Source organism: Streptomyces sp. NBC_01446 (assembly GCF_026340095.1).
Lineage (GTDB): Bacteria > Actinomycetota > Actinomycetes > Streptomycetales > Streptomycetaceae > Streptomyces > Streptomyces aureus.
Genome location: NZ_JAPEPO010000001.1, coordinates 956,170 through 981,824, shown reverse-complemented (window position 1 = coordinate 981,824; position 25,655 = coordinate 956,170). Strand labels below are relative to the sequence as shown.

Annotated in this window: 20 protein-coding genes; 13 read left to right on the top strand and 7 right to left on the bottom strand. The window is 68.7% G+C overall.

Going from position 1 to position 25,655, the window contains the following annotated elements; all coding sequences use genetic code 11:
* Positions 1 to 256: 256 nt before the first annotated feature.
* Positions 257 to 2,488 carry a peptidoglycan recognition protein gene (locus tag OG456_RS04485; RefSeq protein ID WP_266557406.1) on the top strand — a complete coding sequence of 744 codons (2,232 nt, stop codon included), beginning with the start codon at positions 257 to 259 and terminating at the stop codon, positions 2,486 to 2,488.
* A 300-nt stretch (positions 2,489 to 2,788) separates the two neighbouring features.
* Here OG456_RS04485 and OG456_RS04480 read toward each other — a convergent pair whose 3' ends face one another.
* The 4 genes from OG456_RS04480 to OG456_RS04465 all read right to left on the bottom strand — a co-directional run bounded on the left by OG456_RS04480 (position 2,789) and on the right by OG456_RS04465 (position 6,770).
* A complete protein-coding gene (locus OG456_RS04480; RefSeq protein WP_266557404.1) occupies positions 2,789 to 3,772 on the bottom strand; it encodes an aliphatic sulfonate ABC transporter substrate-binding protein in 984 nt (327 codons plus the stop codon).
* Between the two features lie 76 nt (positions 3,773 to 3,848).
* The gene (locus OG456_RS04475; RefSeq protein WP_266557402.1) at positions 3,849 to 4,628 is read right to left on the bottom strand and encodes an ABC transporter ATP-binding protein; all 780 of its coding nucleotides are present in this window, start codon (positions 4,626 to 4,628) and stop codon (positions 3,849 to 3,851) included.
* The gene (locus tag OG456_RS04470; RefSeq protein ID WP_266557400.1) at positions 4,625 to 5,437 is read right to left on the bottom strand and encodes an ABC transporter permease; all 813 of its coding nucleotides are present in this window, start codon (positions 5,435 to 5,437) and stop codon (positions 4,625 to 4,627) included. Before OG456_RS04470 ends, OG456_RS04475 begins: the two co-directional genes overlap by 4 nt.
* A gap of 19 nt (positions 5,438 to 5,456) precedes the next feature.
* Positions 5,457 to 6,770 carry an ROK family transcriptional regulator gene (locus OG456_RS04465; protein ID WP_266557398.1) on the bottom strand — a complete coding sequence of 438 codons (1,314 nt, stop codon included), beginning with the start codon at positions 6,768 to 6,770 and terminating at the stop codon, positions 5,457 to 5,459.
* Positions 6,771 to 7,187: 417 nt separating this feature from the next.
* Here OG456_RS04465 and OG456_RS04460 point away from each other — a divergent pair, with 417 nt between their 5' ends.
* Together OG456_RS04460 and OG456_RS04455 are read left to right on the top strand one after the other, a co-directional pair.
* Positions 7,188 to 8,696 (top strand): sulfatase-like hydrolase/transferase, encoded by a 1,509-nt coding sequence (locus OG456_RS04460; RefSeq protein WP_266569030.1) that lies wholly within the window; start codon positions 7,188 to 7,190, stop codon positions 8,694 to 8,696.
* A 69-nt stretch (positions 8,697 to 8,765) separates the two neighbouring features.
* Positions 8,766 to 10,094, top strand: a complete 1,329-nt coding sequence (locus OG456_RS04455) for a family 43 glycosylhydrolase (RefSeq protein ID WP_266557396.1) — start codon at positions 8,766 to 8,768, stop codon at positions 10,092 to 10,094.
* Positions 10,095 to 10,131: 37 nt separating this feature from the next.
* Here OG456_RS04455 and OG456_RS50435 read toward each other — a convergent pair whose 3' ends face one another.
* Positions 10,132 to 10,722 (bottom strand): integrase core domain-containing protein, encoded by a 591-nt coding sequence (locus OG456_RS50435; protein WP_323136295.1) that lies wholly within the window; start codon positions 10,720 to 10,722, stop codon positions 10,132 to 10,134.
* A 93-nt stretch (positions 10,723 to 10,815) separates the two neighbouring features.
* Between OG456_RS50435 and OG456_RS50430 the strand changes: the two genes are divergently transcribed.
* Positions 10,816 to 11,073, top strand: coding sequence for a hypothetical protein (locus tag OG456_RS50430; protein ID WP_323136294.1), 258 nt, complete (start codon positions 10,816 to 10,818; stop codon positions 11,071 to 11,073).
* Positions 11,074 to 11,410: 337 nt separating this feature from the next.
* On the opposite strand, the gene OG456_RS50425 is transcribed toward OG456_RS50430, so the two are convergent.
* A complete protein-coding gene (locus tag OG456_RS50425; protein WP_323136293.1) occupies positions 11,411 to 11,734 on the bottom strand; it encodes a hypothetical protein in 324 nt (107 codons plus the stop codon).
* Between the two features lie 163 nt (positions 11,735 to 11,897).
* On the opposite strand from OG456_RS50425, the gene frc reads away from it, so the two are divergent.
* From frc to OG456_RS04425, 4 genes are all read left to right on the top strand, one after another.
* Positions 11,898 to 13,127: a formyl-CoA transferase gene (gene frc, locus OG456_RS04440; protein WP_266557394.1), complete on the top strand. Its 1,230-nt coding sequence runs from the start codon at positions 11,898 to 11,900 to the stop codon at positions 13,125 to 13,127.
* A gap of 1,107 nt (positions 13,128 to 14,234) precedes the next feature.
* Complete coding sequence (locus OG456_RS04435) at positions 14,235 to 15,629, top strand: OFA family MFS transporter (protein ID WP_266557392.1); 1,395 nt, start codon at positions 14,235 to 14,237, stop codon at positions 15,627 to 15,629.
* A 204-nt stretch (positions 15,630 to 15,833) separates the two neighbouring features.
* Positions 15,834 to 16,385 (top strand): carbonic anhydrase, encoded by a 552-nt coding sequence (locus OG456_RS04430; protein ID WP_266557390.1) that lies wholly within the window; start codon positions 15,834 to 15,836, stop codon positions 16,383 to 16,385.
* Between the two features lie 202 nt (positions 16,386 to 16,587).
* Positions 16,588 to 17,379, top strand: a complete 792-nt coding sequence (locus OG456_RS04425; RefSeq protein WP_266557388.1) for an acyl-CoA dehydrogenase family protein — start codon at positions 16,588 to 16,590, stop codon at positions 17,377 to 17,379.
* Here the strand turns inward: OG456_RS04425 and OG456_RS04420 are convergent.
* Positions 17,340 to 18,026, bottom strand: coding sequence for a GntR family transcriptional regulator (locus tag OG456_RS04420; protein ID WP_266557386.1), 687 nt, complete (start codon positions 18,024 to 18,026; stop codon positions 17,340 to 17,342). The genes OG456_RS04425 and OG456_RS04420 overlap by 40 nt on opposite strands.
* 430 nt (positions 18,027 to 18,456) lie before the next feature.
* Here OG456_RS04420 and OG456_RS04415 point away from each other — a divergent pair, with 430 nt between their 5' ends.
* The 5 genes from OG456_RS04415 (at position 18,457) to OG456_RS04395 (ending at position 25,582) form a co-directional block, all read left to right on the top strand.
* Positions 18,457 to 18,987: a formate dehydrogenase subunit gamma gene (locus OG456_RS04415; protein WP_266557384.1), complete on the top strand. Its 531-nt coding sequence runs from the start codon at positions 18,457 to 18,459 to the stop codon at positions 18,985 to 18,987.
* Positions 18,984 to 20,618 (top strand): NADH-quinone oxidoreductase subunit NuoF, encoded by a 1,635-nt coding sequence (locus OG456_RS04410; protein WP_266557382.1) that lies wholly within the window; start codon positions 18,984 to 18,986, stop codon positions 20,616 to 20,618. Before OG456_RS04415 ends, OG456_RS04410 begins: the two co-directional genes overlap by 4 nt.
* A complete protein-coding gene (gene fdhF / locus OG456_RS04405; protein ID WP_266557380.1) occupies positions 20,615 to 23,437 on the top strand; it encodes a formate dehydrogenase subunit alpha in 2,823 nt (940 codons plus the stop codon). The genes OG456_RS04410 and fdhF overlap by 4 nt, the downstream gene beginning before the upstream one ends.
* A 4-nt stretch (positions 23,438 to 23,441) precedes the next feature.
* Positions 23,442 to 23,654 (top strand): formate dehydrogenase subunit delta, encoded by a 213-nt coding sequence (locus OG456_RS04400; RefSeq protein ID WP_266557378.1) that lies wholly within the window; start codon positions 23,442 to 23,444, stop codon positions 23,652 to 23,654.
* Positions 23,655 to 24,163: 509 nt separating this feature from the next.
* On the top strand, positions 24,164 to 25,582 hold the full coding sequence (locus tag OG456_RS04395) for an OFA family MFS transporter (RefSeq protein ID WP_266557372.1): 1,419 nt from the start codon (positions 24,164 to 24,166) through the stop codon (positions 25,580 to 25,582).
* Positions 25,583 to 25,655 lie beyond the last annotated feature (73 nt).

Genomic DNA, 25,655 nt, shown 5'->3' with positions numbered 1-25,655 from the left:
GCCCCGGGCGCCGTGCGTTGGCCTGCCGAACTCACCGGGGAATTTAACTTCGGTAGGTGTGTTCTTGGCTGCGAATTTGTCTCCGAGTCAGACCCCATGCGAGAAGTGACATTCTGTCGCCCAACTGCGCTGTGACGGATGGCGGTTCATGTGATGGATGCGCCGCCCGTGACTTTCTTCAGTGGCCCTTCGGGCCCTTCTTTGGGGTGGAAACTTCGTGAGTCCTCGTGTGTCTCATGCGTACAGAACATTGAGTTTGAAGCGGAGGGCGTGGATCACCCTCGGCGCTGTCGTCCTGGGCGGCGGGGGCGTGGCGGCCTACGCCGTAGCCTCTCCGTCCGACGGCGGAGGCGGCGCGGCGCTGCGCGACAAGCGGCCCGTCAAGGTCTACGACCTCGCGCTGCCGGCCGTCGCGACCGACCGCCGCGAGCTGCCTCGCAAGGACACGGAGCAGTTCTCCCTGCTCGGCGTCTCCTGGACCGGCGCCGCCAAGCGGCTCCACGGCACCGCGCAGGTGCGGACGCACAGCATCGCGACCGGCGAGTGGAGCGGCTGGCGCGACCTCGAGCTCGACGCCGACCCGCTGGAGAAGCCGGAGACGGGCACGCGCGGCGCGTCCGAGCCTCTCTGGGTCGGTGCATCCGACGGCGTCCAGGTGCAGGTGGCCCGTAAGGACGGCACCACCACGGCACTGCCCAAGGGACTTCAGGTCAACCTGGTCGACCCGGGTGTGGTGACCGACGCCGAGGCCAAGCAGCCCGAGGTCACGGCTCAGCCGGCCGGGTTCGCCGTGGAGAGCGACAGCCCCACCGCATCGACGAGCGCGGCGCCCACGGACACGATCTCGACGAGCGCGACGCCCACGGACACGATCTCGACGAGCGCGACGCCCACGGCCTCCGCGTCGACCTCCGCCTCCGAGTCCACCTCGCCGAGCGCGTCCGCCACCGTGCCCACCGCACCCCCGTCAACCGTGCCCAAGCCGCCGATCACCTCGCGTGCTGGCTGGGGCGCCGACGAGTCCAAGGTCGATGACCCGCCGACGTACAACACGGACGTGAAGGCCGTCTTCGTCCACCACACGGACGGCGCGAACGACTACTCCTGCGCCGACTCGGCCTCGATCGTGCGCGGCATCTACGCGTACCACGTGGACGTCGAGGGCTGGAACGACATCGGCTACAACTTCCTCGTCGACAAGTGCGGCACCGTCTTCGAGGGCCGTGCGGGCGGCACCGACCTGCCGGTGCTCGGCGCGCACACGTACGGCTGGAACCGCGAGTCCACGGGCATCGCGGTCCTCGGCAACTACGTCTCCACCACCGCGTCGAACGCCGCCTTGACGTCGATCGCGCGCATCGCCGCCTGGAAGCTCGGCCAGTACGGTGGTGACCCGGCCGGCACCGTCCAGCTCACCGCGGGCGCGACCCAGACCAACTACTTCGCCAAGAGTTTCACCGCGGGCACCAAGTACACGTTCAACCGGATCTCCGGTCACCGCGACGGCTTCAACACCCAGTGCCCGGGCGGCTCCCTCTACGGCCAGTTGCAGACCATTCGTGACTGGGCCGCCGGTCCGGTCCAGGGCCTGAAGACCACGACGGTCGATGGCGCCGGCCTGTCCGGCAGCACGTACTACACCAAGGGCGCCATCACCCTGCACTGGTCGGCCACCACACCGGCCTTGCTGATCTCCAAGTACGAGCTACTGGTGGACGGCAAGGCGGCCGCCACCACGGGTGGCAGTGCGACCTCCGCCGCCGCGACCCTCGCCCTCGGCAGCCACACCGTCGCCGTCCGCGCCACGCACCAGTCCGGCAGGACGACGACCACGCCCGCGCTGACGGTCGTCGCGGAGGCCACCGCACCGACCTTCTCCACGACGCCGAAGATCTCCCTTCGCACCGGCACGGTCAACACCACCGCCGTCCCCGTCACGCTTGGCTGGAAGGCGGCGGACGACAAGGCGCTGCGCGAGGTGAAGCTGCTCTCGCCGACCACGGCCACCTTCGGCCCGACCACCACCACCTCCAGCCGCACGGCGGCCTCCGGCGCGGCCTCTACCTGGTCGATGCGGGTCTACGACTTCGCGGGCAACTACCGCGCGTCGTCCCCCTCCTACACGCCCGTGATCCTTCAGGAGACGTCGGCGGTCAAGTCCAGTAGCTGGACGTCCCGTTCGAGCACCAGCTACCTCGGCGGCAAGTCGTACTCCAGCGGTACCAAGGGCGCGAGCCTGACGTGGACTTTCACCGGCAGCTCCGCTTCGTGGGTGGTGTCCCGGGCGACCGGCTCGGGTCAGGCATACGTCTATGTGGACGGCGTCAAGGTCAGCACCGTCGACCTGAAGTCCTCCACCACCCAGTACCGGCAGGCGGTCTGGACCAAGACCTGGTCGAGCAGCGCCACCCACAAGGTGAAGATCGTGGTGGTCGGCACGAGCGGCCGCCCGACGATCACGACGGACGGGCTCGTCTACATCAAGTAGTCACGCGTGGAGGTGTCGGTGACTGGCTGAATGCCGGGGCGCCGACACCTTCACGTCACCGGTAGCGGAGGTGGACCATCGGACCGCACGTGAGGTCGAAGGGCTGAGCTCCGTGCGCATCCCGGCGACGTACGCCGGAAGCGGGCCGTCACCTTCAGGCCCTGAGAGCGGCCCGGCCGTCCCTGGCCCCGCCTCCATCGTGTCAGCGGGTCGACCGGGCAGACGCGGCCGAGCGGCGGGTTCTGCCCGCGTCGGGGACGGGAGGGGCATGGCCGGTCCGTTCCGACCCGTGTTCGAGGGCTACTTGCTGTATGTCTGCCTGTAGAGATCCCCGGTGTAGTACTCAGCGGGGTCGGGGTTGTGGTCGAGCTGCTTGTTGCGGACGAAGAAGTCGCCCAGCTTCTTCAGCCACTGGTTCACCTCGCCGCTCTTGGTCTTTGCGGCCAGGTCCTTGGTGGAGAGGGTCTCGACGTGAGAGGCGTCGGCCTTGGCCTGGGCCTCGGTGACCTGGAGCATCTTGGCGGTGAGCGTGAGGGTCTCTTCGGGGTGTTGCTTGCGCCAGTCGTTGGCTTGCTGCAGCACCTTGATCACCTTGCTGTTCTTCGCCTCGGGCACCTTGTTGCCGGCGACGAACGCGGTGGGGAAGGCGTCCCCGGTGTCCTTGGTGCTGGCTATCTCCTCGGTGCCCGGGACCTTCTTCTTGATGGTGTCGATGGCGGGGTAGAAGAAGCCGGCACCGTCGATCTTTCCGGAGGAGAAGGCGGAGACGATGGTGGACGGGTCCATGTTGACCTTGTCGATGTCCTTCGCGGTCATCCCGGCCTTCTCCAAGGCGATGTTGAGGACCATGTCGCCGGAGGTGCCCTCTGGTACACCGACTCGCTTGCCTTTGAGGTCCTTCATGGACGTCATGCCGGGCTGGCCGATGACCCGGTCGGCGTACGTGAGGGTGTCGATGGCGATGACCTTGGCCTTGCCGGAGGCGGGCAGCCACATCGCGCCGGGACCGATGTAGCCGTAGTCGAGGTCGCCGGCGCTGAGTGCCTGGATCTGTACCGGACCGTTGTTGAACGACTTCACCTGCGCGGTCAGGCCCGCCTTCTTCCAAAGCCCCTGCTTCTCGGCGATCGCCAGCAGACTGGCACCGTTGTAGTCACCGATGTAACCGAATCGGACCGTGCTGTTGTCCTCGGAAGCGCTGCCGGAGCAGGCGCTGACGGTGAGCGAGAGCATGAACGCGACGGGCAGTGCCACGGCGGCGTGCCTGATCGTGCTTCTGGGCATGCGGGAAGTCCTCTCGGGGTGGTGCGCGGGTTGAATTCTGCGAAGTGCCCAGGGGGAGGCGGCGGGAGACGACGGGTCAGGCGGCCTGCGGCGGGACTTCCTGGTGGTACACGGAGGTCCACACCTCGTTGCGGATACGCCGGAACTCGGGCGAGAGCCGGATCTCCTCGGTGCGGGGGTAGGGCAGGTCCACGTCGATGACACGGTGGATGCGACCGGGCCTGGCGGCCATGACGACGACCCGGCTGGCGAGGTAGACGGCCTCGTCCACGTCGTGGGTGATGAACAGCACGGTGCGCTTCTCCTGGCTCCAGGTCGCAAGCAGCTGGTCCTGCAGCTGCACCCGGGTCAGGGCGTCGAGCGCGCCGAACGGTTCGTCCATCAGCAGCACTTGTGGGTCGACCGCGTACGCACGGGCGATGGCGCAGCGCTGTTTCATGCCGCCGGACAGCGTCTTGGGCAGGGCGTCGGCGAAGTCGCTCAGGCCGACGAGGTCGATGGCCTGGTCGGTACGCCGGCGTCGCTCCGCAGGGGGCACGGAGGCGAGCTTCAGTCCGAACTCCACGTTCTGCCGCACGGTCAGCCAGGGGAACAGGGCGTACTGCTGGAAGATCACCCCGCGGTCGGGGCCGGGCCCGGACACCGGCGTCCCGTCGACCAGGACGCTGCCCGAGTCGGGCTCCTGCAGCCCTGCGGCCATGCTCATCAGGGTGGACTTGCCGCAGCCGGAGGGGCCCACGACGGTGACGAACTCCTGGTCCGCGATCTCCAGGCTCACCCCGCCCAGCGCGGTGAAGGCCGCGCCCTTCAGCGGGAAGGTCTTCACCACGTCGCGGAAAGTGATCTTGCTGTTCATCGCCGCTCCTGCCAGCCGGTGAGGCGTCGCTCGGCCAGCAGCAGTAGCCGGTCCATGACGAGCCCGAGCAGGCCGATCGTGATCAGGGACACGAAGATCGCGTCCATTTCGAACCAGGTGGACGCCTTCTGCATCCGGTAGCCCAACCCCTCTTGTGCGCCGATAAGTTCGGCGGCGACCACCGTGGCCCAGGACGCGCCGAGCCCGATCCGCATGCCGACGAGGATGAACGGAGTGGAGGCCGGGACGACGACCTTGGCGAAGATGGTGCGGTCCGAGGCGCCGAGCACCCGGGCCGCGTTGATCAGGGTCTTGTCGACGTCGATGACGCCCTGGAAGGAGGAGAGGACGCAGGACATGAACGAGGCCAGGAAGATCACGGCGATCTTCGGCACCTCGCCGATCCCCAGCAGTACGACCGCCAGCGGAATCAGTGCGAGCGGCGGGATGGTGCGGAAGAACTGGATGTACGGCTCGATCAGGGCGCGCACGGTGGGGTACCAGCCCATGAGGAATCCGACCGGCACGGCCACGGCCACGCCGAGGGCGTAGCCGAGGAAGACCCGGCGCAGGCTGGCGAACGTATCGGACGCCAGGGTGCCGTCGGAGATCATGGTGCCGGCCTTCTGCGCGACCGCCGTCGGCGTGGGCAGGTTGTCGACCAGGCCCAGGGCGGCCACGACGCCCCACACGGCGATACCTGCCGCCACTGCGACGGCGTTGAGGAGCAGGGGCCGGTGCCGGGAGCGGCGCGGTTGCTGCTGCCGCGCATCGGCGACGGTCTTCTCGACAGGAGTGATCACGGCCATGGGTTCCTCGCTGGTGGCTTCACGCGTTCTCCTCGGAGACGGGCTGCGGGTAGTGGGAGAGCAAGGGGGATTCATGGAGAACGAGGGCGATGCCGCCCAGCGCGCTGCCCGCCTCGCCGAGCGTCGCGCGCCGTACGTCCACGTGATGGCGGGCCAGCGGCATCAGCTGCTGCCGCAGGGCCCGTTCGACCGGCTCGAGCAGAGCGGGGCCGGCCCCTGCCAGCTCGCCGCCGACGACGATGACGCCCGGGCCGACGGCATGACAGACCGCGGCCAGCACCCCGCCGACGTCGTTGCCGACGCGTTCCAGCACGTCCAGGGCGGACGGTTCGCCGGTAGCGGCCTTGTCGAGGAAACCGGCGAGGTCGTCGGCCCGGCCCCCCGCTTCGCGGTAGCGGCACAGGACCGCGTCGAGTGAGGCACGCGTCTCCAGACAGCCGGTCCCGCCGCACTCGCAGGGTCTGCCGACGGGGTCCACGGTGATGTGCCCGAACTCGCCGGACAGGCCGTATCTGCCGCGGTGCAGCGCGCCGCCCACGACCAGGCCTCCGCCGACGCCGTGCGACAACCGCAGGTAGAGCACGTCGCTGGCGTCCGCCGCCGCACCCCATACGGCTTCGGCGAGCGCTGCGAGTCGGGTGTTGTTGTCCAGGAGGACCGGCACGCCGAACTGTTTGCGCAGCAGGTCCGGCAGGCCGTCGATGCCCTGCGCACGAGCGTTCTCGCTGCCGGGGTCGGTGATCGGTCCGACCACGCCGACGCCGATCGCGCTGAGTGCGTCGAGGTGGACGGTGCCCGACCGGCCACGTCGGCCGTCGTCCGCGGAACCAGAGCCGGAACCAGCAGCACCAGCACCAGAGCCAGGTCCGGAGCCAGAACCAGCACCAGAACTCACGGACGATCCCGATCCGGTGGCCAACGAGGTGAGAAGACGTCCCGCGATGTCGATCCGCTCGGGCCAGGACAGGTCCGCGGCGTGCGCCTCGCTCGCCGAACCAATCACCTCGTGGGCGAAGTTGACCGCCGCGACGTGCACGGCACGGCGCGCGAAGTCGATGCCGACTGCCTCGCCGGCGGCTGGGTTGAGGCTGAGTTTCTCCACCGGACGGCCGCGCTTGCGCACCTCGACGTGTGGTGTGCTGGCGACCACGGAGCCATTGCCCACCACCTCGGCGACGATGTCGTGGAGGGTGGTGCGGGACAGCCCGCTGCGGGTGCCCAACTCGGCGCGGCTCAGCGGACCGTGCTTGCGAAGCAGCTCGAGAACTGCTTGCTCATGGCCGCGTCGGAGCCGTGTCAGCGGACCGTCGTGTTCGTGCATGCAGGACAGCATGGGAGCGCCGAGTATTTTCGTCAATGAGTCGAAACAAAATGTTCACGCCATCGATATCGCCACCGTCATCACCGCCATCACCGACGTCGCCATCGCCCAAAGGTGATCCACGCTCACCGCTTGGTGGCCGGCATCCCGCCGCACGACGTTCGGGCAGCGCAGGCAGGGGCCACGCACCTCGGCCCGGGGTGTCTCAGCGCGATTTATGTCCGTACCCTTGACTTAATTCATCGCCGGGCCTGAGCATGCGTCACGCGGCACCTTCGGGCACGCACCGTGAGCCGCACCGGCCATCCCGAAGAGGCTTCCGCCGAGGTGGCATGACGGCGTGCCAGAAATCCCGACGTCCGATGCGTCCGCCCGCCCAGGTCGACGCGCGAGCCGGACCGACTCGAAAGGCCCTCCGTGCGCCACAACATGCTCTTCCTGATGACCGACCAGCACCGGGTGGACACCCTGGGAGCGTATGGCAACCCGCACACGTACACCCCGAACCTCGACCGGCTCGCGGCTGAGGGCACCCGCTTCGACAGCTTCTACACCCCCACCGCGATCTGCACCCCGGCGCGAGCCAGCCTGCTCACCGGGGCGGCCCCGTTCCGGCACAAGCTGCTTGCCAACTACGAGCGGAACGTCGGCTATCTCGAGGACCTCTCCGACGACCAGTTCACCTTCCCCGAGCAACTGCGCGCCGAGGGCTACAACCTGGGCCTGGTCGGCAAATGGCACGGTGGTGTGCGGCGCACCGCCGCCGACTACGGCTTCGAGGGCCCCGACCTGGCCGGCTGGCACAACCCTGTGGACCACCCCGACTACCTCGCCTACCTGGCGGAGAACGGCCTGCCTCAGTACCGCATCACGGATCCGGTACGGGGCACCACGCCCAACGGCAGCCCCGGAAACCTCCTTGCCGCCCGCCTCCACCAGCCGGTCGAAGCCACCTTCGAGTACTACCTGGCCACGCGCACCATCGAGATGCTCCACCGCTTCGCCGCGCAGGAGAGCCACGGTGACGGGGCGCCGTTCTTCCTGGCCACCCACTTCTTCGGCCCGCACCTGCCGTACATCCTCCCGGACGCCTACTACGACATGTACGACCCCGGCCTGGTCGAACTACCCGCCTCGGTGTGTGAGACCTTCGAGGCGAAACCGGCTGTCCAGCGCAACTACAGCAAGCTGTGGGCCTTCGACACCATGACGCCGCAGGAGTCGAGGAAGCTGATCGCCGTCTACTGGGGTTACGTCACGCTCATCGACGAGCAGATCGGCCGCATCCTCGACGCCATGGGGGAGTTGGGCCTGGACGAGAGGACGGCGGTCTTCTTCACCGCCGACCACGGCGAGTTCACCGGCGCCCACCGCCTCCACGACAAGGGGCCGGCGATGTACGAGGACATCTACCGCATCCCCGGGCTGATGAAGGTCCCCGGCGCCCCGTACGGCCAGGTGCGCGAGGAGTTCGTCTCTCTCACGGACTGCACCGCCACCATCCTCGACCTGGCGAACAGCCAGACCGAGCCGGCCGTGGACAGCCGCAGCCTGCTGCCCCTCGTACGCGGCGAACACCCTCAGTGGGACGAGCATCACCTCGCTGAGTTCCACGGCCACCACTTCCCGTACCCGCAGCGGATGCTGCGCACCAGAAGCCACAAGCTGGTGATCAACCCCGAGTCCCGCAACGAGCTGTACGACCTCGACGCCGACCCCGACGAACTGCACAACCGCCATGACCATCCCGAGATGCGGGACATACGCACGGCACTGACCCGGCGGCTGTACGACCTGCTCCGCGAGCGAGGCGACAACTTCTACCACTGGATGACGCCGATGTACGACGTGGAGACGGACTACGACACCACTCTCTCCGCATTCGAAACCGACGAGTTCGCAGCGCACACCGAGGCCGGAAGCGATGCCCGACGGTGAACAGCGCAGAACGCCAAAAGTGATCCCCCGACAGCACCGGTGCCCTCGACCAAGAAGGAGACGCTACTGATGACCGGATCCGAGGACGGAACGCACGTGGGCCGACGGTCCATGCTGGCCGGCATCGCCGGTTCCCTAGGAGTGGCCGCACTCCCCATAGGCACCGCAACTGCCCAGGCGCTGCCTGCGAAGGCCGCGACGACGAAGCGTCACCCGTCGAACTGGCCCGCCCTCGAACCGTACGGACTCGCCGACACCCGCAAGGACTTGTGGCCGCGCGAGGACAACTCCTTCGTCCTGCCCCTCGAGCTCCGTCCCCGCGACAAGGAGCTGGGTCGGGTCTGGATGCGCGACACCTACGTCAACTGCTTCGTCGTCGACGGCCGTCCGCTCTACGTCGCCACCGGCACCACCCGCGTGCCCGGCCTCACGGCGGCCGCCCCCTGGAACGACGGCCTCTTCGTATGGACGGCACCGTCCTTGCACGGCCCGTGGCGGCTGGCCGACACCACTGGCATTCGGCCCGGCGCCGAGCGCGGAAAGGTGTGGTCGCCCGAGTTCGTCGAGGAGAACCGCCCCGGCCGCACGGTCGTCGCCCCGTGGCAGGAGTACTGGTACGACGACGCGTTCGGCAAGCGCGGCGAGGCGTGGGCGCCCGAGCTGCACTACTTCCACGGCAAGTGGTACCTCGTCGCGTGCATGGGCGACCACTCCCGGAAGGTCGGCTCGTTCCTGCTGGTGAGCGAGGGCGGGGTCGCGGGCCCGTACCGCCTCGTCGAGGGCAATCTCGACAAGCCCTTCGGTGACTCGTTCATCGGTGGGCCGTCGTTCATCAAACCCGGCGCGTACCACCACATCGACGGCAGCCTCTACACGGAAGGGGCCGACGCGTGGCTGGTGCTGCACAACCACGTCTACGCCAAGTTCCGCAAGGACATGGAGGACATCGTCCCGACGACGAACCTGCCGGCGTTCCGGCAGACGCCGTACACGCCCGAGCCGTACCTCGAGGGCGCCTACGTCTTCAAGCACGGTGGCAAGTACTACCTGGTGCACGCCGCGTGGGACCGTACGTCGGTCAATGCCGACGGCAGCACCCGCGCTGCCTACGATCCGCCGGGCACCGGCCGGACGCAGTACCAGTACGACGCGGTCGTCGCCGTCGCGGACCGTTTCGAAGGTCCGTATTCCGAGCGTTGGACCGCGGGTGTGGGCGCCGGGCACAACAACTTCTTCAAGGACAGCGACGGTGGCCTGTGGGCGACCTTCTTCCGTAACCCGGCCAGCGGCTACTGGGCCGACCCGTCCCGTGTCGGCGATGCCGCGGTCGCCGGCGTCGTCCGCCTGGAGTGGACCGGACCGAAGGGCAACCGCCTGTACGTACGGCGTCAGGCCTAGAGTCCCAGACCGACCTGCATGCCCCGTCGCGCCGGCGTCACCGAGCACGCACAAGCTCTCTCCTGGGCGCCTGCGTATCCGGTGAAACCGACAGGGCGGCCCTGGGCCAGGTGACGACGTCGGGTCGTGCGCGAACGAGTCCCTGCCCATCCGGGCAGGGGCTCGTTCGCGGGCGGTTACGGCCTGTGGGGCTCAAATATATGGGATTCGGTCGCTGATCTGCGGGTTCGTAGTGGTGCCAACTGGCGGTCTGGTATTCGTTGATGAGTCCGCCGAGGACCGCTGCGTGGTGGACGTGGTGGTCGGCGAGGTCGGTGGGGCGCGGCGGTCCGGCTTCAGCTTGCGATGGACAGAGCTGGTTCAGTGCGCGGTGAGGCCGGTGCCCGTTGTAGTGCTCCAGGTATTTGGTGAGGGTTCGGCTCAGGTGCCGTTCGTTGACGATGAGTGTCCGGTCGGGGAGCTCGCGGCGCAGGGTGCCGTTGAACCTTTCGCAGTGTGCGTTCGCTTTCGGGGCCTGGGGCGGGCTTTTGAGGACGCGCAGGCCGACGTCGGTGAAGACGGCGTCGAAGGCGTCGGTGAACTGGCCGCCGCGGTCACGGATCAGGAACTTGATGCCTGCGATGTTCATGCCGGTGTCCATGAGGAAGTTGCGGGCGGCCTGGGTGGTCCATGGGCCGGTGGGGTTGGCGGTGACGCCGAGCAGGTGCGCACGGCGTCTGCCGTGTTCGGGTATGACCAGGGCGTAGGTGCGTTTGAGGTTGATGGTGTCGACGTGCAGGTAGTCGACGGCGATGATGTGCTCGGCCTGGGCTTGGAGGAACTGCCTCCAGGTTGGTCCGGTACGACGTGGGATGGGGTCGATGCCGGCCTGGTTGAGGATGTTTCACACGGTGGAGGCGGCCATCTTGTGGCCGAGGCGGGTGCGTTCGCCGTGGATGTGCCGATGGCCCCATCCGGGGTTGTCGGCCGCCACGCGTAGGACCAGGGCTTTGGCTGCGGGGCTCGTGGGCGGGCGTCCGGGTCGGCGACGCTGGCTGTGGTCCCACTTCTTGCGACGAGTTTGCGGTGCCGGTCCGGCAGCGTGGCCGGGGTCCTGGGGAGGACCTGAGGCCGGCGGCGGCGCGGTATGAGGTGCGAGTGCGCGGCGATCCACAGGTGGTCGGCTGGTTCGTAGCGTAGGCGTGGGACGTGTCGGCGCAGGACCGCGTTTTCGTGGCGCAGCACCAGCAACTCCGCGTCCTTCGTGACGTCACGCTGCAGGAGCAACGCGGGCAGTGACAGAAGGCGGCGGGTGACGGCGTACAGCGTGGACAGGATCACGAAACGTGATCCCAGATGCGGCAGAGCCGCTGCTCAGGGTCCTGTGCTCCCGGTTCTTTGCGGCGAGGGGCTTCAAAGGCGGGACGGCGATTCGTGTTTTTGAGCCTCACAGGATCGCCCGGGCCAGGGCGGAAGGCCGACTGCACCGCGTGCTGTTCCCGCTCGGACAGCTCCTCGCTGAGGTGCCGCAGGGACTCGGCGCGCTCGGCGCGCCGCTGCCGGAAGGCCTCCAGACCGGCGCCGGTGGCTTCCACAAGGACGACCCGGCCGTCACTGCGATCGGCGTACGGACTCTGGACAACCACTCCCTCTATGGCCATGATGACGAAACAACTCCATACGGTATGCAATCTACAGTCTGGGGTTGGCCAGGCGTGATGACTGCCGTCGTCGCGCAGGGTGCGCGTGTTGGGCCTGGCCTCCGTGCCAGCGCGTTTTCAGCCCGACCCGACGTCACGACGTATCAGTGAGGTGAGGACGGCCATGGCAAAGGCACTAGAAGGCATCCGAGTTCTGGACATGACGCACGTGCAGTCCGGGCCCTCCGCCACCCAGCTCCTCGCCTGGCTCGGCGCGGACGTCATCAAGGTGGAGGCGCCTACCGGCGACATCACGCGTAAGCAGCTGCGCGACCTGCCCGATGTCGACTCGCTCTACTTCACGATGCTCAACTGCAACAAGCGGAGCATCACCCTCAACACCAAGACCGAGCGTGGCAAGGAGCTCCTCACCGAGCTGATCCGGCGCTCCGACGTCATGGTCGAGAACTTCGGGCCGGGCGCCGTCGATCGGATGGGGTTCACCTGGGAACGTATTCGGGAGATCAACCCGAAAATCGTCTATGCGTCCATCAAGGGCTTCGGTGAAGGGCCGTACACCAACTTCAAGGCGTACGAGGTGGTCGCGCAGGCCATGGGTGGGTCGATGGCGACCACCGGGTTCGAGGACGGGCCGCCGCTCGCCACCGGCGCCCAGATCGGCGACTCGGGAACGGGCATCCATGCCGTCGCCGGCATCCTGGCTGCCCTCTTCCAGCGCGAGAACACCGGGCAGGGGCAGCGCGTGAACGTGGCCATGCAGCACGCCGTGCTCAACCTGTGCCGGGTGAAGCTTCGGGATCAACAGCGGCTCGCGCACGGCCCGTTGGCCGAGTACCCGAACGAGGACTTCGGAGACGAGGTGCCGCGCTCCGGGAACGCCTCCGGCGGCGGGCAGCCCGGCTGGGCCGTGAGGTGCGCTCCGGGTGGGCCCAACGACTACGTGTACGTGATCGTGCAGCCGGTCGGCTGGCAGCCGCTGAGCGAGCTGATCGGGCGGCCCGAACTGGCCGACGACCCCGAGTGGGCGTCGCCCGCGGCGCGGCTCCCCAAGCTCGGCAAGATGTTCCAGCTCATCGAGGAGTGGACCTCGACGCTCCCCAAGTGGGACGTTCTGGAGAAGCTCAACGCGCACAACATCCCGTGCGGCCCGATCCTGTCCACCAAGGAGATCATCGAGGACGCCTCGCTCGTCGCCAACGACATGGTCGTCGAGGTGCCGCACCCCCAGCGCGGCTCGTTCACCACCGTCGGATCCCCGCTCAAGCTCTCCGACTCTCCGGTCCACATCACCAGCTCGCCGTTGCTCGGTGAGCACAACGAAGAGGTCTTCGTCGGTGAACTGGGCCTGGACGATGAAGAGTTGGCCGTGCTGCGGACCGGTGGAGTGATCTGATGCCGCTCGGACCGGATGGCAGCGTTTTCGTGCGGACGTGCTGTCGCCACGGTCACCGCCCCAGCCGCGCCGGCGCGCCTCGGTCACGTGCCGTGCACCGCGTTGTCTCCCGGATCCACGGGTATCCGCACTGCGCCGCCCGTACCACCCGTACCGCCCGTACGACCTCACGCTGAGGCGTCGGCCCTCATCGTGCCCGCGGTGGCTGACCCCGTCCGCCGCCGCGGCGCGGGTGCGAGGCCGGATGGTGTTCTCAGGCGCCCCCTGGCACCGTCCGGCCCGCCCACCCCTGCCTCGTTCCATCGCGCAACGGCACGATGGAACGGCCGCGCAAAGCCATGAGCGCCACCGTGAGCGCCGTCGGCGACCCGTCGCGCCCGACCGCATCCGCTGGCGGGCCCACCCTTCGTGAAGCCGTCAACTCGCCTACGCTGCAAGGAAATGCCACATTCGTAGGCCTGGAGTCGGGGTGCGCCCCGTGGGCGTCCACAGCGACCGCATGACGGCGTGCCGCGGCTCCTCTCGACGCGCTCGGCGCGGAATTCGGCTTCACGCCCGCGGTGCCTGCACGCTCTCGACTCCGTGGATGCGATCCCGCCCCTGCGCTACGGGAAGGCCAAGGTTCTTCCTCGGGGCGATGTGCCGCAGGTCGGCAGCGCAGGACACGGCCCCCGCGGACATCTTCGTCAGAGACTTGCGCGGCACTCCAACACCCGTACGCCCCAAGGGGATCGTGGTCCGACGGGCACCCGCCGAGGTCCGACGCGGCGGACGTGGACGTCCGTATGACCCGCATGGCATTCGCGCGAGAAAGACGGAGTGCAGCCCCTAGACAGAGAGGCGACCCCTCTACAGAATACGGGCTACTCCATATCGTATGCAAAGTTACGGCGTGTGGAGTGGATCACTGTTCCCGTCGTCGCGGAAGGGGTCGCACATGTGGTGACGCGAAGTCAGGACTCGTGAGCGCACGCGCGCTCCGGGCCACGTCAGGGCGCAGGGAGCTCCGGCCGGCCGTGGGGGCGATCGCGGGGCGGAGGGTCCTGACGGCACGTGAGAACCGGACAGGGGGCGCTGGCCAGGGTTCTGCGACGTAGGGGTAATGGCATGACGACAACTGACATACCGTCACACGTTCCGTGCAGGGAGGTGACGGACGGAAACGGACGCACCTACCGGATCGGCGAGTCCGACCGGGACATCATGGGACGCCCGCGATGGACCATGGTGCTCTTTCCCTGGATGGGCATGCTGGGCATCAGCTCCTCGGAGTACGCGTTCACATCCGCCGAGGACACGCTGCACGAAGCTCATCTGTGGAACAGCGGGCACATCTTCTGGCTCATGGGCGTCTGGGTGTTCTTCCAGGCGGCTGTGGCCCTTCCGGCCGGACAGCTGCGCGAAAGCGGCAGGCTGCCGGCTCGCAACGCCATGATGCTCGGTGCCCTCGGCACCGTCCTCGGCTATCTGTCGCTGGCGTACGCGCCGAATGTGTTCGTGGCCTATCTCGGTTTCGGCATGTGCAGCGGCATCGGCGCGGGTCTCGTCTACGCGACCTGCGTCAACATGGTCGGCAAGTGGTACCCGGAGCGCAAGGGCGGCAAGACCGGCCTGGTCAACGGCGGTTTCGCCTATGGATCGGTGCCCTTCGTGTTCCTGTTCACGTCCTACATGGACCTCAGCAACTACGAGACCGTCCTTGTCATGGTCGGCCTGATCTGCTGCACCGTGGTCGCGGTCGCGGGCTGGTTCTTCAAGGACCCGCCCAAGAGCTGGTGGCCCGAGCACGTCGACCCACTGAAGGTCTCCGACGATCCGCGGATCGTGCGCGCGCTGGAGAAGAACCCGCCGGCCGTGAAGCAGTACACGACGAAGGAAGCCGCGCGGACCCCTGTGCTTTGGATGATGTGGTTCTGCCTGCTCTGCACGGCGGGGATCAATATCTTCGGCATCGCCTTTCAGGTCCCGTTCGGCAAGGACATGGGATTCGCCGGCGGCATCGTGGCGACCGCCATGTCGCTGAAGGCGATCGTGAACGGTACGGGCCGCGGGGTCATCGGCTGGATCTCCGACAAGTACGGCCGTCGCAACACGCTCATCCTGGTCTGTCTGGTCCTGGGATCGGCGCAGTTCGGGGTGCTGTTGTCCGGATCGATGGGCAGCATGCCGTTCTTCCTCTTCTGCTCCATGGTCTCCGGTTTCGGCGGCGGCGCGATCTTCCCCCTGTTCGCCGCGATGACCGCGGACTACTTCGGTGAGAACAACAACGCCTCCAACTACGGTCTGGTCTACAGCTCCAAGCTCATCTCCGGGCTAGTCGGCTCCGGCATGGGTGCCGTCGTGGTCGGCGCGTGGGACTACGAGGGGGCGTTCGTCCTCGCCGGTTCCATCGGCCTTTGCTCTGCGGTGCTCGCGGTGTTCCTGCGGGCGCCGGGCCGGCCGAAGAAGGACGGTGTCCGCACCGCCCCGGCCACGGGCGCGGTCGCAGGGGAGGCGCTCTGAGCGGGAGGTGAGGGTTCGGCCCCGCCCAGTGCGGGGCCGAACCGGCCTGTCCTCGCAAGGCGGCCCGCCGCACCGGGCCGCCCACGCTCCTGACGTCAACGACCACTCCTGGTCTCCCTTCTGTCGCCCCCGGTTCGCCGGGCGACAGCGTTCTGCCCGGCTCCGTTCTGGCCGGGCATCGATCCGTCTGAGAGGCGACCGAGCATGCTGACATCGACATCTTCCGGTGCGCGCCCGTCCACCGGTTCCCCCGGCCAGGAATCGGTCATCGAGTCTCTGGTGCAAGCCAACCGCGCCTACGCCGACGTGTTTCGCGACCCCGGAATGGATGCCCGTCCCGTCCTCGGAGTGGCGGTCGTGGCCTGCATGGATGCCCGGCTCGACCTGCACGCTGCGCTCGGCCTGGAGCTGGGGGACTGCCACACCATCCGCAATGCCGGTGGCGTGGTCACCGACGACACCATCCGCTCCCTCACCATCAGCCAGCGCGCCCTGAACACCCGAAGCGTCGTCCTCATCCACCACACGGGGTGCGGCCTGCAGACACTGACCGAGGAGTTCCGGTACGACCTGGAGCGGGAGGTCGGGCAGCGCCCGGCATGGGCGGTGGAGTCGTTCCGGGACGCCGACCAGGACGTGCGGCAGTCGATGCGGCGGGTGCGTACGTCCCCGTTCCTGCCCCACACCGACGACGTGAGGGGCTTTGTCTTCGACGTGGCGTCGGGGCTGCTGAGGGAGATCCCGGACCTCGGCTGAGCCCCCTTGCGTCCTCGCGAATCTGCGTCGTTCGAGGGGGAGTTGGATGGTCGCACCCCTCAGATACGTAGCGCCACCGCGGAGACCAATGGCATACTGTATGCAATACAGGTCGATGCCTCGCTGATCCGCGATCCGCGGCCGAGGCCATCGGGACCGCCCGCCCGGGGCGGATCGGACATCGCACCCAAGGGGGCGCCCCGTGTCGTATCCCAGCGCACTGCACGACGTCATCGCTCTGACCGCCCAATTGGCTTGCCAGGAAGGGAAGTTCCCGCGCACGGCGGTCACGGCCCTCGGCCGGGCCGGGCTCCTCGGGCTGACTTGCCCGGCCGAACCCGCCGGTGGTGGCGCCGACTTGGCGTTGGCCGCCGAGGTGGTAGCCCGGGTCGTGCCCGTGTGCCCGGCCACGGCCGCGGTGCTCCAGTCCCACTACGCTGCGGCCGCGGTGGTCGGGGCGTACGGCGGGCGGTGGCTGCGGGGTGAGGTCGCGGCCGGCCGTCACCTGTGCAGCCTCGCGGTGGTGGAGGACGGTGTCGGGGGAACTGTGCGCTCGACCGTGCGGCGCAGGGGAGGTGTGGTGACGCTGCGGGGGCGCAAGCGCGATGTGGTCGCCGCGGGTGAGGCGGACAGCTATATCTGGTCGTCGCCGGCTGTCGCGGACTCCGGCGGCCTGACGCTCTGGGGCGTCCCGGCTCACGCACCCGGCCTGTTCGTTCCGGCGCGCGCCACCGGGGCGCCGCTTGCCAGTGCCACGTCCACGGTGGTAGCCGACCCGGTGCGCGTCCCGGCCGAGGCGATGCTGGGGGCGGACGGCGAGGGGTTCGGGATGCTGCTCGGCGCCGTGTTGCCGTGGCTGCTCGAGCTGTGCGCCGTCGTCGGGTCCGATGCGGTGCACCCCTCGCTGGGTGTGCTGGCGCGGTCCGCTTCGGGGGCCGCGCGCTCTGGAGACGGTCAGGCGCTGGCGGCCTCCGCTTCGATGGCTTTGCGGTAGGTGCGGGTGCGCTCGGTGTGCTTGCGCATGATCTCGCCGGCCCGCTCCGGGTCGCCCTTGGCGATGGCCTCGATGAGGCGGGCGTGCTCGTTCCAGGAGCCCTTGGAGCGGGAGTTGGCGATCGGGGTGTAGTACCAGCGCACCTTGCGCCCCACCTGTGTGATCAGCTCGGCGAGTACGTCGTTGCCGCCCACAGAGGTGATGTAGGTGTGCAGGGCCGTGTTCGCGGCGACCAGGCGGTGGGTCGCACTCTCGGCCAGCGCGTCCATGCCCTCCTGCTGGAGCTGCCACAGGCGCTCGATGTGCTCGGGCTTGGCGTGCTGCGCCGCAAGTTGTGCGGAGTAGGTCTCCAACACCGTACGGACGCCGAGGAGTTGGGTCGCCTCTTCCTGCGTGGGGACATGTACGAATGCGCCCTGGGCGGGCCTGAGGTCGACCCAGCCGTCCGTGTGCAGGCGCTGCAGTGCCTCGCGCACGGGTTGCCTGCTGACCCCCAGCTGCTCGGCGAGATCCGCTTCGACCAGGTGCTGGCCCGGTTCCAGGGTGCCGCTGATGATCAGCTCTGCCAGGGCGTCGGACACCGCCTGGCGCAGCGGGGTGGGGCGGGCGACGCGTCGGGCGGAGGCAGCCGTCAGGCCTTGGCGCATGGTTCTCCTGTTCCGCCCCCGATCTCACCGAGTCGGCGGCTGTGCCGGCCGTTGCCCCCGGGCGGACCGCGCGGCGGCCGATTCAGGATACAGGTTTTCGTATGCAGAGTGATGTCCCGCGGCGGCCTTGCGTGATGTCCCGCCTGGACGACGGGCGGTCGGGGACCGGATCAACTCAGCTCCTCCAGCAGTGGATTGACGGGACATCGCGGTGAATGCGTCGATGCAGTTCTGTTTGGGATTCTGTATGCAGGAGCTTGTATGCATGCCAGTTTGCTGCTTCGCTAGGACTGTTTCGCCCCTTGCGCCGTCCGTGCGCGCGAGGTGAGGTCGAGGTGCCTCTGTGACCGCGAACCGTGGTGCTCGGACCGGACCCCCAGGTGCCCGTGCCCGTACCTCTCCCACGGCCCTGACGAAAGGCCGCACGACCATGAAGATCCGGACCAGTGATCCGACGGTGGAGCAGGTGGTGAGGACGGTCGCCGCCGCCCATCGCGAGCAGCGTGGCGCGCTGCTGCCGATCCTCCACGCCGTGCAGGCCGAACTGGGCCATGTGCCCAAGGAGGCCGTCCCAGTCCTCGCCGACGAGCTCAACCTCTCGCGGGCCGACGTTCACGGAGTGGTCAGCTTCTACCACGACTTCCGCGCCGAACCCGCGGGCCGCCGCACCGTCCGCGTCTGCCGCGCGGAGGCCTGCCAGGCACAGGGCGCCGGGCGGCTCGTGGAGTACGTGGAGCAGAGCGGGCTCGCCCTCGGGCAGACCGCACAGGACGGCTCGGTCACCGTCGAGCAGGTCTTCTGCCTCGGCAACTGCGCCCTCGGACCCGCTGTCGAGGTGGACGGACGCCTGCACGGCCGGGTCGACACGGAGCGGCTCGGCGCGCTGCTCCACGGAACCGACCGGACGCGGCGCGACGGCGTCGGCGCCACGCACGACGGAAGTGAGGTACCCCGGTCATGACCCGGCATCCCGCGCAGCCCCCTGTGCGGATCTACGTCCCCCGCGATTCGGCCGCTCGGTCAGTGGGCGCCGACGAGGTGACCGCAGCACTCCAACAGGCCGTCGACGGCGCAGACATGGCCCTAGATCTCGTACGCACCGGATCGCGCGGCATGCTCTGGCTCGAACCGCTCGTTGAGGTCGCCACCGAGCACGGGCGCATCGGGTACGGTCCGGTGGCCCCCGACGACGTTCCCGCGCTACTCGCCGCCGGCCTGCTCGACGGCGGCGAACACCCCCTGCGCCTCGGCCTGGTGGACGAACTTCCGTGGCTGGCACGGCAGAACAGGGTCACCTTCGGACGCGTCGGCGTCATCGATCCGCTCGACGCCGACGACTATCTGCGCCACGGCGGACTCACCGGTCTGCGCACCGCGCTCAAGCTCACGTCCGCCGACGTGGTCGCCGAAGTGACCGACTCGGGCCTGCGAGGGCGCGGCGGGGCGGGCTTCCCCGCGGGCATCAAGTGGAAGACTGTCCTCGACTGCCCGGGCGAACTCAAGTTCATCTGCTGCAACGCCGACGAGGGCGACAGCGGGACCTTCGCCGACCGCATGCTCATGGAGGGCGACCCGTTCCTGCTCATTGAGGGCATGACGATCGCCGCGCACGCCGTCGGCGCCCGCGAGGGCTACCTCTACATCCGCTCCGAGTACCCGGACGCGGTGGTCACGATGCGCGCCGCCATCGAGATCGCCCGCGAGCGCGGCTGGCTCGGCACCTCGGTCCTCGGCACGCCGCTCGCCTTCGACCTGCACGTGCGGGTCGGTGCGGGCGCGTACATCTGCGGCGAGGAGACCTCCATGCTGGAGAGCCTGGAGGGCAAGCGCGGCATGGTCCGCGCCAAACCGCCGATCCCCGCCATCGAGGGCCTGTTCGGCAAGCCGACCGTCGTCAACAACGTCCTCACCCTCGCCACCGTCCCCGTCGTGCTCGCCCAGGGCGCCAAGGCGTACCAGGAGCTCGGCGTGGAGCGCTCGCGCGGCACCCAGGTGTTCCAGCTCGGCGGCAACATCGCCCGCGGCGGCATCGTCGAGACCGCCTTCGGCATCACGCTGCGTGAACTCGTCGAGGAGTACGGCGGCGGCACGCGGTCGGGCCGGCCGGTGCGCACCGCCCAGGTCGGCGGGCCGCTTGGCGCCTACCTGCCGCCCTCCTCGTTCGACCTGCCCATGGACTACGAGGCGTTCGCGGCGGCCGGGGCGATGGTCGGGCACGGCGGCATCGTGGTCTTCGACGACACCGTCGACATGGCCGCCCAGGCGCGCTTCGCCATGGAGTTCTGCGCGGCCGAGTCCTGCGGCAAGTGCACCCCGTGCCGGATCGGTTCGGTACGGGGCGTGGAGACCATCGACCGGATCGTCGCCGACGAGAACCGGGACGAGAACCTGGCGGTCCTGGACGACCTGTGCGAGCTGATGACGGACGGCTCGCTGTGTGCGATGGGCGGCCTGACCCCGCTGCCCGTGCGCAGCGCGCTCACCCACTTCCCGGACGACTTCACCGGGCCGGCCCGTTCCCTCAGCGGGGCGCGGACGGTCGACATCCCAATCCCGCGCGTTCCAGGTGCGAGGACGGAGGGCACAGCATGACGCTTCTGAAGGAACCCGACTTCGGCACCCCGGAGCGGCCTGGACCGGCCACCGTGTCGGTCGAGGTCGACGGCATACCGGTGAGCGTGCCCGAGGGCACCTCGGTGATGCGGGCGGCGGCCGAGGCCGGCGTCGACATCCCCAAGCTCTGCGCCACCGACTCCCTGGAGGCCTTCGGCTCCTGCCGCCTGTGCGTCGTCGAGATTGACGGCCGGCGCGGCACGCCCGCCTCCTGCACCACGCCGTGTGCCGACGGCATGCAGGTGCGCACCCAGACCCCCAAGGTCGAGAAGCTCCGCCAGGGCGTCATGGAGCTGTACATCTCCGACCACCCGCTGGACTGTCTGACCTGCCCTGCCAACGGGGACTGCGAACTACAGGACATGGCGGGCGTGGTGGGCCTCAGGCAGGTCCGCTTCGGTCAGGACGGGGCCAACCACCTGGACGCGCCCAAGGACACCTCCAACCCGTACTTCGACTTCGACGCCTCCAAATGCATCGCCTGCTCCCGCTGTGTGCGCGCCTGCGGCGAGATCCAGGGCACCTTCGCCCTGACCATCGAGGGACGCGGCTTCGACTCCAAGGTGGCGGCGGGCGCGGGAGAGTCCTTCATGGACTCCGAGTGCGTCTCCTGCGGCGCCTGCGTGCAGGCCTGCCCGACGTCCACGCTCCAGGAGAAGTCGGTCGTCGACCTCGGGATGCCGACCCGTTCGGTGATCACCACCTGCGCGTACTGCGGTGTCGGCTGCTCCTTCAAGGCCGAACTGCGCGGCGACGAACTCGTGCGCATGGTGCCGTACAAGGACGGCGGCGCCAACGAGGGACACGCGTGCGTCAAGGGCCGCTTCGCCTTCGGCTACGCAACGCACCCCGACCGTGTCCTCAAGCCCATGGTGCGCGAGAAGATCACGGACCCGTGGCGCGAGGTCGAGTGGGACGAGGCCGTCGCCACCGTCGCGCGCCGGATGCGGGGCCTGCAGGAGACGTACGGGACGGGCGCGGTCGGCGCGATCACCTCGTCGCGGTGCACGAATGAGGAGGTGTACGTCGTCCAGAAGATGGTCCGTGCCGCCTTCGGCAACAACAACGTTGACACGTGTGCGCGCGTCTGCCACTCGCCCACCGGATACGGGCTCAAGCAGACCTTCGGTGAATCCGCGGGGACGCAGGACTTCCGCTCGGTCGCCGAGGCCGACGTCATCGTGGTGATAGGCGCCAACCCCACCGACGGACACCCGGTGTTCGCCTCCCGGATGAAGCGCCGGCTGCGCGAGGGGGCCCGGCTCATCGTGGTCGACCCGCGCCGCATCGACCTCGTACGCTCGCCGCACATCGAGGCCGACCACCATCTGCAGCTGCGGCCGAGCACCAACGTAGCCGTGATCAATGCCATGGCGCATGTCGTGGTCACCGAGAACCTCGTCGACAAGAACTTCGTGGCCGAGCGGTGCGAGGGCTATGAGGAGTGGGCCGCGTTCGTGGCCCGCCCCGAGAACAGCCCCGAGGCCGTCGAGCCGGTCACCGGGGTCCCGGCCGGCGAACTGCGCGCGGCCGCCCGGCTTTACGCGGGGGCGCCCAACGGGGCGATCTACTACGGCCTTGGCGTCACCGAGCACAGCCAGGGCTCGACCATGGTCATGGGGATGGCCAACCTCGCGATGGCGTGCGGGAACATCGGGCGCGACGGTGTGGGCGTCAATCCGCTGCGGGGCCAGAACAATGTCCAGGGCTCCTGCGATATGGGCTCCTTCCCGCACGAACTGCCTGGCTACCGGCATGTCTCCGACGACGCGGTGCGCACCGTGTTCGAGGACCTGTGGGGCGCCACCTTGCTGTCCGAGCCGGGACTTCGCATCCCCAACATGTTCGACGCGGCCATCGACGGCTCCTTCCGCGGACTGTTCGTCCACGGCGAGGACATCGCGCAGTCCGACCCGAACCTCAAGCACGTCACCGCAGCCCTGGAGGCGATGGAACTCGTTGTCGTCCAGGACCTGTTCCTCAACGAGACCGCCAAGTTTGCCCATGTGTTCCTGCCCGGGGCGTCGTTCCTGGAGAAGGACGGCACGTTCACCAACGCGGAGCGCCGGGTCAACCGGGTGCGCGCGGTGATGGCGCCGAAGTCGGGCAAGCACGAGTGGCAGATCGTCACTGAGATCGCCACCGCCATGGGGTACCCGATGGCGTACGAGCACCCGAGCCAGATCATGGACGAGATCGCCTCGGTCACCCCGACGTTCGGGGGTGTCTCCTTCGAGCTGCTCGACAAGGTGGGCAGCGTCCAGTGGCCGTGCAACGCCGAGGCGCCCGAGGGTACGCCCGTCATGCACATCGACGAGTTCGTACGCGGCAAGGGCAAGTTCGTCGTCACGTCCTACGTGCCGACCAATGAGCGCTCCACCCGCCGCTTCCCGCTGGTGCTCACCACCGGGCGCATTCTCAGCCAGTACAACGTCGGGGCGCAGACGCGCCGCACGGGCAATGTCGCCTGGCATGCCGAGGACGTCCTGGAGCTGCATCCGCACGACGCGGAGGACCGCGGGATCGCCGACGGCGACCTGGTCACCCTGGCCAGCCGGGTCGGCCGCACCACGCTGCCCGCGATGGTCTCCGACCGGATGCCGACCGGTGTCGTCTACACGACCTTCCACCACCCGGTCACCGGCGCCAACGTGGTGACCACGGAGAACTCCGACTGGGCGACGAACTGCCCCGAGTACAAGGTGACGGCCGTCCAGGTCGCCCTGGCGCCGAAGGGGCAGGAAGGGGCCGTCACGGCCGCCGAGGCCCCCGTGGGCGCCCTGACGGCGGGGGACTGACACCATGGCCGCCACCGAGCCGTCTGAGCGCCGCATGGCCAACGACATCGCCGTGAACCTCGCGCATCTGCCTGCGGGACGGGCCGCCGCCGAACTGGCCGGACACATCAGCAGGTTCTGGGATCCGCGGATGCGCACCAGGCTGTGCGCGCTGGCGGACGGCGACGCGCCGGGCATGCACCCCTTGGTCATCGAGGCGGTCAAGTTGCTGCGCTGACAGTGGAGTTGAAGGCACAGCCCGCTGCGGAGTGACGTAGCGGGCTGTGTGTCGTGCAGCCCCGCGGGCAGAGCCCACGGGGCCCTTCGGCCTGCCCGGAACCGGTCTCTCCGCTCGCTGCGGCCTGTAACCACACGGCTGCCAAAGGTAGTTGGGTAATGCAGTGGTCAAGCTTCACGCCGTCCCACTGGACACGAGAATTCCGCACTCCATACCGTATGCAATCTGCGGTCAGGCTCCCTGCGCCTGATCGGCAGGTCAGTTGTCTGCCATACCTCGCCGCGGACGTGAATCCGCCGCCCCGAGGACGAACCACCAGGTCACCGCCTGCGCGCCGGCGGATTCCGGGATGCCGCCCCGGATCCGTGACGAGCCGACGGCGTACCCCCCACCGCGCCCGGCCCCAGCCCGGGCGCGCATAGCCGGAGGGGAGTCGCTTTCACCACTGCACGAAGAGCAAGGCCCCAGGGGGCGCACGCCAGGCTCTTTTCAGGCAAGGGAAGGCACACATGTCAGTAACACCGCAGGCGACTTCCACCTCGTACCGGGAAGTCACCGACGCCAACGGGCGCGTCTACCGCGTCGGCGAGACCGACCGCTCCATCCTGGGCAGGCCCCGGGCATGGATGGTCTGGCTCCCGTGGATCGCGATGATGGGTGTCAGCGTTTATGAGTACGGATACAGCTCGGCGGAGTCGACGCTCGAGCACGCCCACGGCTGGACCCTCACCGAGGCCTTCTGGATCGCCAGTATCTGGGCGGTCTTCCAGGCGGGCGTAGCCTTCCCCGCGGGCAGGCTGCGGGAGACCGGAAAGCTCTCCGCGAAGACGGGCATGCTCCTCGGAGCCGCACTGTCCGGACTCGGCTTCATCGCCATCTCACACGTCTCGAACCCGATCGTCGTGATCCTCGGCTACTCGGTGCTCGGCGGCGCCGGTTCCGGACTCGTCTACGCGACCTGCATCAACATGGTCGGCAAGTGGTATCCGGACAACAAGGGCGCACGGACCGGCTTCGTCAACGGCGGATTCGCGTACGGCACCTTGCCGTTGATCTTCGTCTTCAGCTATTGGTTCCACCCCGGCAACTACCAACTGGTCCTCGACCTGATCGGCCTGGGCATGGTGCTCCTCGTGGGTGCCTGCGGCTTCTTCTTCCGCGACCCGCCCAAGAGCTGGTGGCCGCACGACGTCGACCCGCTCAATCGCGGTGGCGGCGAGGACGCCGATCGCGTGGCGCGCAGGCTGCGCAAGAACCCGCCCGCCAAAGGGCAGTTCACCCCGATGCAGGCGATCAAGACCGGGCAGCTGCCGCTGATGTGGTTCGCCCTCGTCTGCATCGGCGGCGTCTCCCTCTTCGGCATCAACTTCCAGGTCCCCTTCGCCAAGAGCCTCGGCTTCGGGCCGCTGATCGCCGCCTCGTCGGCGGGTGTGCTCGCCGTGGTCAACGGGGTGGGCCGGGCCGCCGTGGGCTGGCTGTCGGACACGCTGGGCCGCCGGCAGACTCTGACGCTCGTCCTTGTGATCGCGGGCGTCGCGCAGTTCGGCGTGCTGTGGTCGGGGCAGGCCCACAACGAGCCGATGTTCCTGATCTTCGCCTTCGTCAACGGCTTCGGCGGCGGCGCCTTCTACCCGCTGTTCGCGGCACTGGTCCCGGACTACTTCGGGGAGAACAACAACGCCACCAACTACGGCCTCGTCTACAGCGCCAAGCTGGTCGGCGGTGTCGGTGGTGGCGGCCTGGCCGCTTCGGTGATCAGCGCCTGGGGCTACTCGGGCGGCTACTACCTGGCAGGGGGCATCGCCTTCCTGTCGGCCCTGATCACCCTGCTGCTGGGCCAGCCCGGCCGCCCCGCGGACCAGGAGCTGCCTGGTGTGCAGCCCGCCTCCGGCAGCGACAGCCGAGGGCTGACCAGCGCGGCGAATTGAGTGGACACCCGGGCGCGTCCTCGCGCCCGGGACCGCAGACCGTGCGCGGATGCGGACACAGCGCTGGACGGCG

What these genes read in the sequence shown, in the direction of transcription:
- frc (WP_266557394.1), top strand. Translation starts at nt 11,898, where the DNA reads ATGGCAAAGGCACTAGAAGGCATCCGAGTTCTGGACATGACGCACGTG.
- OG456_RS50425 (WP_323136293.1), bottom strand. Translation starts at nt 11,734, where the DNA reads ATGGCCATAGAGGGAGTGGTTGTCCAGAGTCCGTACGCCGATCGCAGT.
- OG456_RS04420 (WP_266557386.1), bottom strand. Translation starts at nt 18,026, where the DNA reads ATGCGCCAAGGCCTGACGGCTGCCTCCGCCCGACGCGTCGCCCGCCCC.
- OG456_RS04435 (WP_266557392.1), top strand. Translation starts at nt 14,235, where the DNA reads ATGACGACAACTGACATACCGTCACACGTTCCGTGCAGGGAGGTGACG.
- OG456_RS04395 (WP_266557372.1), top strand. Translation starts at nt 24,164, where the DNA reads ATGTCAGTAACACCGCAGGCGACTTCCACCTCGTACCGGGAAGTCACC.
- OG456_RS04465 (WP_266557398.1), bottom strand. Translation starts at nt 6,770, where the DNA reads ATGCTGTCCTGCATGCACGAACACGACGGTCCGCTGACACGGCTCCGA.
- OG456_RS04475 (WP_266557402.1), bottom strand. Translation starts at nt 4,628, where the DNA reads ATGAACAGCAAGATCACTTTCCGCGACGTGGTGAAGACCTTCCCGCTG.
- OG456_RS04410 (WP_266557382.1), top strand. Translation starts at nt 18,984, where the DNA reads ATGACCCGGCATCCCGCGCAGCCCCCTGTGCGGATCTACGTCCCCCGC.
- fdhF (WP_266557380.1), top strand. Translation starts at nt 20,615, where the DNA reads ATGACGCTTCTGAAGGAACCCGACTTCGGCACCCCGGAGCGGCCTGGA.
- OG456_RS04460 (WP_266569030.1), top strand. Translation starts at nt 7,188, where the DNA reads ATGCTCTTCCTGATGACCGACCAGCACCGGGTGGACACCCTGGGAGCG.
- OG456_RS04455 (WP_266557396.1), top strand. Translation starts at nt 8,766, where the DNA reads ATGACCGGATCCGAGGACGGAACGCACGTGGGCCGACGGTCCATGCTG.
- OG456_RS04400 (WP_266557378.1), top strand. Translation starts at nt 23,442, where the DNA reads ATGGCCGCCACCGAGCCGTCTGAGCGCCGCATGGCCAACGACATCGCC.
- OG456_RS04430 (WP_266557390.1), top strand. Translation starts at nt 15,834, where the DNA reads ATGCTGACATCGACATCTTCCGGTGCGCGCCCGTCCACCGGTTCCCCC.
- OG456_RS04470 (WP_266557400.1), bottom strand. Translation starts at nt 5,437, where the DNA reads ATGGCCGTGATCACTCCTGTCGAGAAGACCGTCGCCGATGCGCGGCAG.
- OG456_RS04480 (WP_266557404.1), bottom strand. Translation starts at nt 3,772, where the DNA reads ATGCCCAGAAGCACGATCAGGCACGCCGCCGTGGCACTGCCCGTCGCG.
- OG456_RS50435 (WP_323136295.1), bottom strand. Translation starts at nt 10,722, where the DNA reads ATGAACATCGCAGGCATCAAGTTCCTGATCCGTGACCGCGGCGGCCAG.
- OG456_RS04415 (WP_266557384.1), top strand. Translation starts at nt 18,457, where the DNA reads ATGAAGATCCGGACCAGTGATCCGACGGTGGAGCAGGTGGTGAGGACG.